Consider the following 13,017-nt stretch of genomic DNA (forward strand, 5'->3'; position numbering starts at 1 on the left):
TTGTGCATTTAAGCTGATTGAAGCAAAGAATAATAAAATGATAAATAATTTTCTCATGTCTCTTTTTTTTATGTTTCAAAAATAGTTAAAAATTTTGATTAATTGATGATTTTACTTTTGCCATTTAGTGCCTCTAAGAAAACTATCAAATTTTATGATTTCTAAGATTTTTGATGAGATTTTTATTTTTTGAGACGAGGCGATGCCTTAGCATCAGTGAGTTGAGAAAGATAAAAATATCGCAAAAAGATAGGAATCTAATTTTGCAGAGTTTTCTTAGAGACACTATTTACAAAAACCAGTGTTTTACTATCTTCATCATCGATTGATAAAATGGATATTGAACAAATACAAATGCTTCAAACGAAGCAAAGTCAAAGCTGTACAATGGCTAACCCAACTTGGCTCTATTCAAATACACTCTCCTAGTTAACAATTGATTACAAAATTTGTGCTACACTACATATTTTTTCACTTCTAGTTGTGATGGCTTACAGCTTGTTGCATTGTATATATGCATGGCTTCTTGTATTGGCATTGATGGCTTTCTTACACACATTCCTTTCTTTCGACTTTCAAAATTTCTCAACAACTTATCAGAACCAAGTTACAGGATTGATATTTGTTTTACCTTGCCATTTATCCTTGTTGCTTGAACCAAAGTATTGCTATGTATGAGTTCGTTACAATTTATTATACTCAAACAATGACGATATTTTTTTTGCAGGGTGTAGGAGAACCAAGTTGGGTTAAGTTATCAAAAATTTATAGTTTGCATAAAAAAAAGCATGCATTAGTCTTATGAAATTTATTAATCAACTATTACTTTCATAACTTCAACATAGTCAGTAAAATTTATTTTTAGTAAATATAAACCTACTCCATACTTTTGAATATTGAATTCTAATATGTTATTAGTAATATTTTTATCATATTTTAATAGTTCTTTTCCATAAACATCAAACAAAGAAATTCCAGTAATTTCATTTAAATAAATTTGACTAAGCTCAAATTTTAAATTAAAAATACCTTTGTTAGGATTGGGTAAAAGTTTTATGTATTGTGCCAAATTATTGCTTTCAATGCTGCTAAATTTAAATACTTCAGACATTCCACCACAATTGTTGTTAAAAACAACATATACAGAATAGCTCCCAAAGCTTTTAGCTTCAAATGATTGACTTGTAGCACCTGGTATTTCATTGCCATTAAAGTACCATTGATATGAACTCCCTTTTACTGTTTTAAGCATTTTTCCATCATAATTTATTGTAATTTCAGGAATGGTATCCACATCTATATTTATAGGCGAAGAAACACAGTTGTTCATTCTTCCAAGTATTGCTGTTGAATGATTAACCCCTGCAGCTAATTTTGTAATTCCTTTAATATTCTCCAAAATAATAGCTTCCGTTTGGTTTTGGGTAGTTTTGTTTCCTAATTGACCATTAAAATTGTAACCCCAAGCCCATGTTGAATAATCTTCTTCGGTTGCGAAATTATGATAATAACCACATTCAATATCCTTAATAAAAGAGTTCAAATCAATAATTACAGGCTTTTTTGCTTGATATTTATCTTTAATACCCAATTGCCCATATTCGTTACTTCCCCATGCATATACTTTTCCATTTGAGCGTAATGCAAGGCTATGATCAGCTCCTGCTCCAATTTTTACAATATTTATCAAATCAACAATTTTTATAGGGACACAAGAGGAATTATAGTTTCCTGTTCCTAATTGTCCTTTTGAATTATTACCCCATGTCCAAACTTTTCCGTTTTCATCTATTGCCAAACTGTGATATTTTCCTGCACTAATTTCAACAATATTTGTTAACCCCAAAACTTGTACAGCTTTATTTTGGTCAACATAATTATTGTTACCCAATTGTCCAAAACGATTATCACCCCACGACCAAACCGTACCGTCTGATTTTAAAGCCAAACTATGACTTTCACCTGCACTTATTTCTATAACATTGTCAATGTCAATTACAGCAAATGGGAAATTACTTAAAGCATTATTCCCATATCCTAACTGACCGTCAAGATTATTTCCCCAAGAAAGTAGTGTGCTATCAGATTTTAGTGCAATACAATGCATGCCACCTGATGCTATTTTATTAATCTGACTTAAGGAGTTTAATTTAACAGGAATGTTTTTGTCGGAATATGATCCTATTCCAAGTTGCCCATATAAATTACTTCCCCATGAATACACATTTTTTTCTGAATCCAAAGCAAGGTTAAATGAACGTCCTGCATCAATGTCCGTAATGTTTAATAAATTTAACACATTTACTTCATTCACTGAGTTTTGAAAGTTACCATTACCTAGTTGTCCGTTTTCGTTTTTTCCAAAAGAAATAACTGATGCATTTCCACCATTAACTACTTCTAAACTATAATCTCCTGACTTTTTAACAATCAATAAACTATCTGTTTGGCCATTTAAAATATTTCCATCTTTGAACCATTTATTACCTTTAGCAAAATTACTAAATAAAATTATTGAATCACCTTCACAAAATTTTGTGGATGATGATGATGAAATTACAGGACTTGACATTACGATAATTCGGAAAGTTGATTCTGAACTTTGGATACATGCTGTTTTATTTGATTTTGCTAAAATGCTTACTACTTCTCCATCTGATAAAGTATTAGTAATAAATGAATCAACAACAGAAAAATTGGTTTGAGAAATGCTGTCAACAAAAAATTTATACTCATCGGCACCGGTAGCTTTAAAAATTATCGGTGATGACTCACAAATCATGTTTGTATTTGATGAATTTGTAAATCCAATATTCATTTTATGAACTTTCAATTTATAATTTGAATCGGCATTTACACCACAATTTGCGTTGTAAGCAATTAAAGAAATTTCATCATTATTTTCAATCATTGTTGTGCTGAAAATACTATCAGATGTTCTTTCATTTTGTAACAATCCATTTATATAAAATTCATAAAATTCGGCACCTGAACCTATAAAATCAACTTTTTCACCATAACATATCTCATTGCCTTGAATGCTTGAAGAAAAATTAACAACAGGATAGGAACTTATAGTATATTCGAATACAGAGTCTGAAATACTTGAGCAACCATTTAAAGATCCTTTCACTTTTAGCTTATGCATTGCATTTGTAGGTAAAAAGCTAAAATAACTATTTTGTGAAGGAACAGCTTGAGAAATACCATCAATAAAATATTCGTAATAATTTGCTCCTTTTGCAAAAGTTTTAATTGTATCTCCATCACACAAATCATCATCGCTTAGTTTTATTAGCTTTACTGCAGGATAATTAAATACAGTAAATTGGAAAGAACTATCTGATTCAATAGAGCAATTTTTTGTTGTACCAACTACTTTTAATTCTTTGCCATTAGTAAGTTGATTTGTGTATAGTGTTGAATCTGTAGATTTTGATTTCATAAGCACTTCATCCATAAAAAATTCAAAGCTATCGGCACCTGAGGCAACAAATAAAACACTATCGCCATTGCAAATTGTATTATCTGCATCTGAACAAATCATGCTAACATTTGGATAAGAGTTAACTGCAAATGTAATTGAACTACTATTTTTCACACATCCTTTATCGGTATATCCGGATACATAAACATTTTGCTTATCCTTAATAGTTGAAATCACAAATGTGTTGTTTGTTGTTTTTTGTCCATAACTTACAGAATCAATAAATAATTCATATTCAAAAGCTCCTTTTGTATTAAAACAAACAATATCTCCATCACAAATCAAATTATCAGCATCATCACATTCTAAAGTAATATTTGAAGGATTGGGATTAACCGTAAAAATATAAGCACTTGGCAAACATGCTCCTGTTGTTGATGTTACCGAAATACTTTCTCCATTTTTAATACTATCAATGATAAATACTGAATTTGATGAAGCGGAAGTTATACTTTGGTTATTCAAATAAAATTGATAAATAGTATCACCTGATGCATTAAATTCAACTTCTGTACCTTCACAAATTATCTGATTAGTGTCAGAACAAGTTAATTCCACATTAGGGTGCACTGTTATTTGAAATGATGTGTCACAAAATGCTGAGCAATTATTAATGTATCCTTTTACAGATACAATATCATTATTTTGTAAACTATCTGTTTTATAAAAGTTAAGAGAAGTTTGCCCTAAAATAGAAACTCCATTTAAAAAGAAATCATATTGAGATGCACCTGATGTATTAAATGTAATGTAATTTCCTGCACAAATTGTGTTGTCAGCATCACTTGATGTTAAGCTTACGTTTGGAACAGCTTTAACAGTAAATGTAAATATATTATTACTAATTGCAAAACAACCTGAAGTACTGGTTCCTGCTACTGTTACAGTAGCACCGTCAGTAAGTAATGTTGTTGTAAAAGTATTTGTTGTATCAGCTACCCCTTGTGATATTCCATTAATAAAAAACTCATAACGTTCTGCTCCTGAAGCCATAAATGTAACACTGTCTCCCGAACAAATTGTATTATCAATATCGCTACTTGATAAAGAAACAACAGGTAATGGATTTACTGTGAAAATATATTTTATTGGCGATTCAGCAGAACATTGGTTTTCACTAAATTTTCCTATTAAGCTTACTGTGTCACCATCTTGTAAATTATTTGAGTAAAAAATATTTGTTGAATCCATATTTCCTTGAGAAACACCATTGATATAAAATTGATACAAATTTGCATTATAAGCATAGAAATAAACTGTATCGTTAATACAAATTACTTGGTCACTATCTGAACAAACAAAATTCAAGTTTGGAATAGAATCCACTGTAAATTTAAAAGATGTGTTACTCATTGCATAACAATCCCCTTCTTTAACAGATGCTTTTACGGTTTGTCCGTCTGTCAATGTACTTATACTAAAAAATGTATCAGTAATATACTGAGTTACTGGGATATCGTCAACGTAATAACGAAAAGAATCTCCTGTATTACTTAGCATAAAAGTAACGTTATCACCAAAACAAATTTTTTCATCAGGTTCATCTGTACTTATAAATAAATCAGGTTTATAAACAAGTGTAGAATCTGTGTAAGTATCAAAACATTCGTTTATATAAGTTGATTTTAATGTTATATAATGCTTCCCTTTTAAGTCAAAACAATGAGTTGTATCATAATTTGACTCTACTGTATCGCCATCATCAAAATACCATGTAAATTTAAGGTCGGATGAATCTCCGCTTATTGCAGTTGAATTATTATTAAAACTCAGAAACTCACCAAAACATGAATTGTAATCAACATTGAATGAGGCAGTAGTTGCCGATGTTGAATTAAAATTCCAACCACTATTATTTCCTTCATTGGTGCTAAATTTTATTTCAAAAGGTGAACCAGATCCATTTATCTTTATATCGTTAATTTTTAAACATTCACCTTTAAGATGTGCATTTGTTCCTATGTCCAACTTGGCTTGTGTTCCCTCTTCGGTAGAATGAAGATTAATATAATCGACACATGTACCCATAGAAACAAAAGAGTCATTTATTGTTTGTGTTTTATTTGCTTCAAAATAAATATTTACACCTTTTTTGAGAATTAATTTGTTAAAAGTGTTAGAGCCCGTAATTGTTGATGATGTATTCTCAGAAGTTTCTATTTTAAGAATGTTATATGACAAGTTTTCCCCATTAAAAAAGGCATAACCCTTTGCATCAATATTAATTATTGAGGAATCTGAATGTAAAGTTAATCCTGAATCTGATAAAATAATCCACCCGTAATTTAAATTTATTTTTGACCCGGTAAGGTATATTGATTTTGGATTATTTGTAAGAAACAACATTGACCCACAAGAAATATTTTGATTGTTTAAATTTAAAATTCCTTGAATAGTAGAAATAGAATTTGATTTATTCATTAAAATATTATCTGTAATCGTAATACTATCCCCAGTATTTTTCGAATCAATTATTATATTTGAAAAAATACTGTCAATTCCAGAAGGATCAAAAACCACATTTCCATTTGGAATAAGATAAATATAGGCTGAAGAATTAGGAGATACTATTGATAAATTATCACTAAGTGTAACGTTCCCTTTTGGAAAAATATTTCTAACTAGATTTAATTCGGGATTATTGGTTACTGTTGAAAAAGTTATATTTGAAAAATAAGCATCAATATCTACCTTTACTTCCTGTCCGCTTAAAGTGAACGAATTGGAATCAAAAACAATACTGTCATTTTCGGATGGGATACATGATGTATTAACTCCTCCTGAACTTAAAGACCAATGATTTGTATCGCTCCAATTTCCAGAGTTTCCAACCCAATAATATTTCATTCCCGAATCAACCGCTGATGTTGTCCAGCCTGATGTATTTTTATTTACAACTGAGTTTAATGCAATATAAACAAACCCATCGGATGTGTCTGCTGATACATTATTGATTATTAAATTATTTATATCAATTTTATAGTATCCTGTTTTTTTCAATTTTGCAGGATTGCCAAAAAAGTCTGTTGATTTAAGAACAAAAGGACTTGCACAGTTTCCTGTAATATCAAATGAATCAAAATAAATTTTACTATCGGACTCTAATGATAATGATTTACCTGAAATATTTTTTATCATATCAAAACTATCACAAGAGATTAATGTTGAATAATTAGTTTGAAGAATTAAAGTGTCATATTTCAAATCTGCACCATTAAAAACAACATCATTCAAAGCGTTATGATTAAGTATAATTGTTGATGAGTTTGAAATAAAATTCAAATCTTTTGAATTGATATTCCAGGCTGTATCGCAACTATTGATTGTAATTGTTGAATTTCCCAAATTAAGTTGCCTTGTAAATGTGTCGTTTGAAATAAAATGCTCACAAGATAAATTCTTATTATTTAAATTAAATGTTCCTTTTTGTAAGTAAATATCTTTGTTTGTTTCCAACTTATCTTTTAAAGTATAATTCCCCCCATTTGTAAAATACAGGTCTCCATTAATAATTACACTATCGGATAAAATTGAATCATTTGAGTTACTTGAAAAATAATAGTTTCCTGTAAATGCAGCATTTAATTTTTTATCAAAACTTAAAGAACCTTTTATTTTCAAATAGTTTTCATCATTACCGTAAAGAACAGGATTTGTTGTTAAAGCCGTCCATGTCATGTTTTTACAATAAGAATTGTTGCCAACAAAAACAGTATCGTTTCCTGAAAAGGAATTGTTATCAAATATTACATCATTGTTCGGTGCAGGAATACAAGTTGCATTTGTTCCTCCAGAACTGTATGACCAATGCGTAGCATCCGCCCAATTACCACTTCCTCCTATCCAGTACATTGTTTGATTATCAGAAGGTTCAGTAATTGTCCATCCGCTTATATTTCCCTCATCAACAGAATTGTTAGCTACAAATAATGCCCCACCTGACGCTTCAATATCTGTTATTCTGATATAGTTCGAAGTTGATGTACCAGATGTTTTTATAATTTTTGCTCTACTACCTCTTTCTGACGAACAAATAAATACAGGCAATCCACATGTACCGATTGCACTAAAATAATTTACATATTGATTAAGTCCATTTTTTAAAAATAATTTTACTCCTTCATAAATTTTAAGCGTATCATATTGATTTGAAGATTTAAGAATTGTAAATGGTGAATAAAAATGAACTGTTTCATAATGAATTGATGTATCAGGAGCTAAAAAATTTACTGTATCATTTCCTGAATAGTTAAATTTTAAAACTGTTCCTGAAAAATTCATATTTAAAAATGATGGATTAATTTTCCAGCTATTGCCTGCTCCTTGAATATTTATTATTGAATTATTAAAATTTAAACTTCTTGAATATCCCAATTCGGAAGAAAAGGTATTACAACTAATGTCGAACCCATTTGAAAACATTGTACCTTGGTTGTAATATATATTTTTGTTTGTATTAATATTTGTTTTCAAAAATAAAATACCCCCTCCAACAAAATAACAATGATTGTTTAAAACAATATTTTGCAAATAAATATAATTTGTATCATTAGAAGGCGAGAAATATATAGGACCTGTGAAATTACTGTTGTTATAATTTGCATTTAAAAAAATAGAACCTTTTATTGTGATAGTATCATTACCCGTCAATACTGGATTATCGACCTGAATTGGCAAAGAAATATCATTATCAGGATTAAAATGAAGGCAACTAATATTAAAATTATTTGTCATCAAAACTCCATTGATATGATAAATGTTTTTGGTTGTTTCAAAATGATTGACCAAAATAGATGAATCTCCAAAGAAATAACAATTACCATTTAATTTTTTCTCATTAAGATTTATCAAATGTTTATTTCCCGAAGAAGATGTTCTGAATTTAATATTCCCCCAAAAACCATTAATCATGCTATCGCAAAATGTTAAATTCCCATATATGTTAATGGTATCACTTAAAGTTCCTGAAAGTTTTGGATTATATCTTACTAATGACCAATCCATATTTTTACAACTTACAGAAGAAATATTAATTGTAGTTTTTTGACCGCTTGCAGTAAATGAAAGGCTGTCAAAAATAACATTGTCATTAATTGATGGAATACGATTATAATAATTTGTACTACCGGAAGATTTTGCCCAATGATTAGTGTCACTCCAATTTCCTGTTCCGTTTACCCAATAAAAATTTGCTCCGAAAAGAAAAACCGGAAATAACATTACAAGAACTAAAATAAGCTTTTTCATAAATCAATTTGTTTAATTGTCAATCAATATTAATTTTACAATCCTTAGTAACTATGACTTTGATTCAAAAAAAAATTAAATTTATTTTTCATTTTTACCAGTCTAATGCAACTAAAATAGTAAATTTATAAAGGCAAATATACAAAATAATTATTATATGCAAAAAAAATTTAAAATATTATTTGGTTTATAAAAAATATCTAATATCTTTGCCCTCAAAAAAATGTTTATGTGTTGTAGAAAAAATAGCAAAAGAATGATGTTATTCAAATTGTATTTTGTGTCAGCTTTCCTCTTGATTTTTTCTTTGGGAAAAGCACAAAGTTCTATTGACAATTCAATAAAACCCGAGAACGACTCAAATCATTCAATAACAATACCTAATATTGGGATAAGTATAATTCCACCAAAATATTTTAAACCTTCGGAAAAATTCCCTGGGTTTATTCATGAAGGATCTGCTTCATCAATTACTTTTTCAAGAGAAGAAGGAACTCCATACTTGTTTTTAAACTCAAATAAAATTAAGGAAAGTTTTGTAAATCAAGGTATCGAATTTATTAGTAAACAAAAAATTAAAACAAATAGAAATAAGCACGGTATTTTATATACTTTAGCTTTTACAATTGAAAATATTCGTTTTATCAGACTATTGTATATAACCGGAGATTACAATACTATTGTAATTGTAAATGCAAATTATCCGGAAATTGCAAAAGATATTTTGCATGATGTTTTGCTTCAAAGTATTCGTTCTGTAACATTTAATTCACCTTATAATGAATAAATTTAAAAGAGTTAAAATAATATTTTTTATTATAATTGCTTTCACGCCATTTTTTAGTTCAGGACAAGCTGTTGACACTTTAGTGAAATATGGAGAGTTTTTGAGTGTCAATCAAGATATTTGGGGAAATGGAGGTGATTTTTCTTTAAATATAAATAAGGAATTGTTTAGGTTAAACTGGAATAATTCAGGGAAAAACGGAGGCATAAAAACTTTAGCCGGGATGAAATTTGGTGGTGAAATAGATGCAAGTACATGGGGTGATATAGGTTCAAATTTTATTTTAAATGGTTTTACTTCCGGTGCTACTGATGTTTATTATCCCTTTAATGTAAAATATATTGTTCCCGATTCTGCAACATATACAGTTGGTGAAAAAATAACAATCAAAACAGATTATAACGTTTTATCAAGTTCATTTCTAAATATTCAAAATCCATCGGGTGGTATTGCCGAATTAAGAATGCATGTTGGATTCGGTTTTGATGTTTTAGCAAAACTATGTCTTTTTGGTTGTGTTAATATGCACCTTATTCCTGATGTCAATCTTCCTATACAAGAATTTTATTTGTTTAAAGCCGACTCATCAGGCTTGGTTTATCCTTGCCGATATTCAAATTATTCATGTTCCGATTATGACGACCCCAGCACTTGTACTTATTCTTCATCTCCTTCGGCATTACCCGGTTTTTGCAAAAAAGTAGCAGCACCTTACAATATTATAGTTCCAGGAAGCCCCATTTCAGGCTCAGTGGAATTACCCTATAATGGTTTAATTACAAATTCTAATTTAATTGGAAAATCACTTTATGCTTCAGGGGAATTTAAATATGTAACTCTAACTACCGATCTTTTTGCTACATTATCTCTAATACCAATACCGGTTGTAAGCACTGTTTTAGGAAATTTAAGCAATACTATTAATATTGGAAATTATGGAAAAGTATCATATAATCTATTTGACTTAGATTTTCCAATAATAAATTATCACAAGCATAGATTCTCATTTAGCCCGATTATTTATAATAAACTACAATTATCAACCAAGGTTAATTACAGTGTATTTGACAACAATGGTGTAAAAATAGAATTCGGTAAAGATTCATTAATAAGTTATCCATTAGAATCGGAAGTAGAGGTAGAGATACCTTGCAACAGTGCTTTTGTTGATGTAGTCAACTATGATTTTGAAATAGGAAACTCAAAAAACTTTAGCAATCATACTTATGATAGTCTTTCATTTGAAGTTGCAATGAGTGCTTTGGAATTTAGTATTAAAATACCCGAAGTTGAAGTTCTTCCTAAAATTTGTTTCCCCCAAATATGTATAAAAATACCATATCCTTGTCCTACATGGGGAAAACCATGGAAATGGTGTTCAAAAACAAGTTGTACTCCTGCATTTTGTACACCATCAATATCTTATGACGGCTTTGATTTTGGTGTTGGTCCTTTATGGGATTATAATGAACAACTTGCAGCAACAAAATTTGATTGGTATAAAGATTCGTGGGAACTTGGTGGCTTTTCACCCTATATGGATTCTTCAATTCTATTTCGTTTATATCCAACTGAATACAAAGTAGAATTGTCAAAAACCGATGTTTTATGTTACGGTGATTCAACAGGAAAAATTAACGCATCAATAAGTGGTGGAACAGAACCATATTCTCTTGAATGGTCAAATGGAAAGACAAATTTTATTACTTTTTCAAAGGATTCAGTAACAAATATTCCTGCTGGCTCATATTACCTTATAATTACTGATAAAAACAATTGCCAAGTCTTAAGTTCTATAGAAATCAATCAACCTGATTATCCGTTATCATCAGCTTTTGTAAATATTGAAAATGTAAAATGTTTTGGTAATAGTACAGCTTCTATTGACCTAACTACCGAAGGTGGTACAGCACCATACTCATTTGCCTGGAATAATTCAAATATGACATTTAATGCATCAACAGAAGATATTAATAATATTTCTGCAGGTAATTATTTTGTAACAATTACTGATAATCATGGATGTAGTTACTCTGATAATATTTCTATTAGCCAGCCAACGGCTTCTTTAAGTAGTGAAATAACAAGTCAAAATGTTCTTTGCCATAATGGAAATTCTGCTTATGCCGATGTTAAAGTTAAAGGAGGAACAATTCCTTATTCTTATTTGTGGAGTAATAGTGATACAAGCAAAAAAACAGAAAGTCTAACAAAAGGAACATATTATTTAACAATTACTGATAACAATAATTGTATTAAAAAAGACACAGTTGTGATTAGTGAACCACAACCCATAAGCCTTTCAGAAACACATACAAATGTTTCTTGTTTTGGCAAAAATGATGGAAATATTAATCTAACTACTACAGGAGGAACAAGCCCATTTAGTTACTTGTGGTCAAATTCTAAAAATCAATATTTAACACAGAAAACAGAAGACATTGGAAATTTAGAAGCAAGTAATTATCATGTAATTGCTAAAGATGAAAATGAATGTATTGATACACTTTCAATAAAAATAGATCAACCAACTGAATTGAAATTGTCATTTGTTAAAAATGATATTTCCTGTTTTGGCAGTGATGATGGTTTTATAAATACAAAAATTTCAGGAGGCGTATTGCCATATACGTATAACTGGTCAAATGGTGAAATAACAAAAAATATTACAAATCTGATTGCTGATGAGTATATTTTTGAAATTACTGATTCAAACCAATGCACAGTAATAGATAGTGTAAAACTTACTCAACCAAGTGGCAAATTACAAGTAGCCATTAAATCAACTGATGTTTTATGTTTTGGAGATAAATCTGGGAAAATAACAATTGAGACTAATGGAGGAACATCACCATATTCTTATACTTGGTCAAACGGTGATTCTACAGCAAATCTTAATAATTTATCAGCTGGCACTTACACTATTTCTATTGAAGATGCAAATAATTGTAAAACATTGTCAGGCACAGTTATTAATGAACCTGAGTCGGCTTTAGATTTTTCAACAACAGTAATTGAGGCATCTTGTTTTGGTTATAAAGATGGAAGTATTGAAATAAATCCCTCAGGCGGAACAGCACCATACTATTTCAGGTGGGATGATTCTACATTATTAATAAACGAAAACTTTGAAATTTTAAATCATCTTTATTCAGGCATCTACAGAATAATTGTACGTGATAATAACGATTGTTTAAAAGAGCAATTTATAGATGTTTCTCAACCGGATTCAATTACTCTTGGCTACATTACTGATGTTGTAAGTTGCTTTAACGGCTCAGATGGAGCAATAAACATTAGCATCAACGGTGGCACATCTCCTTATGATTTTAATTGGTCAACAGGAGATAAAACCGAAGATATCTCTCAACTTTCAGCAGGTATCTATGAAATTTTAGTAATGGATAACAAAGACTGTAAAATTGAAGAAAGTATTGAAGTTAGTCAGTTTTCCCAAATCATGATTGATTATGAAATTTCGGAAATAAGTTGCAAT

3 protein-coding genes are annotated in these 13,017 nt (G+C 29.6%); 2 read left to right on the top strand and 1 reads right to left on the bottom strand.

Annotated features, from left to right (window positions below):
* Positions 1-811 precede the first annotated feature (811 nt).
* Positions 812-8,734, bottom strand: coding sequence for a T9SS type A sorting domain-containing protein (locus U9R42_06620; protein ID MEA3495691.1), 7,923 nt, complete (start codon positions 8,732-8,734; stop codon positions 812-814).
* Positions 8,735-8,990: 256 nt separating this feature from the next.
* Here U9R42_06620 and U9R42_06625 point away from each other — a divergent pair, with 256 nt between their 5' ends.
* A complete protein-coding gene (locus U9R42_06625; GenBank protein MEA3495692.1) occupies positions 8,991-9,521 on the top strand; it encodes a hypothetical protein in 531 nt (176 codons plus the stop codon).
* The coding region (locus U9R42_06630; GenBank protein ID MEA3495693.1) for a SprB repeat-containing protein at positions 9,514-13,017 on the top strand (3,504 nt) is incomplete at its 3' end. The genes U9R42_06625 and U9R42_06630, both read left to right, overlap by 8 nt.

It is taken from the genome of Bacteroidota bacterium, from assembly GCA_034723125.1.
GTDB lineage: Bacteria > Bacteroidota > Bacteroidia > CAILMK01 > JAAYUY01 > JAYEOP01.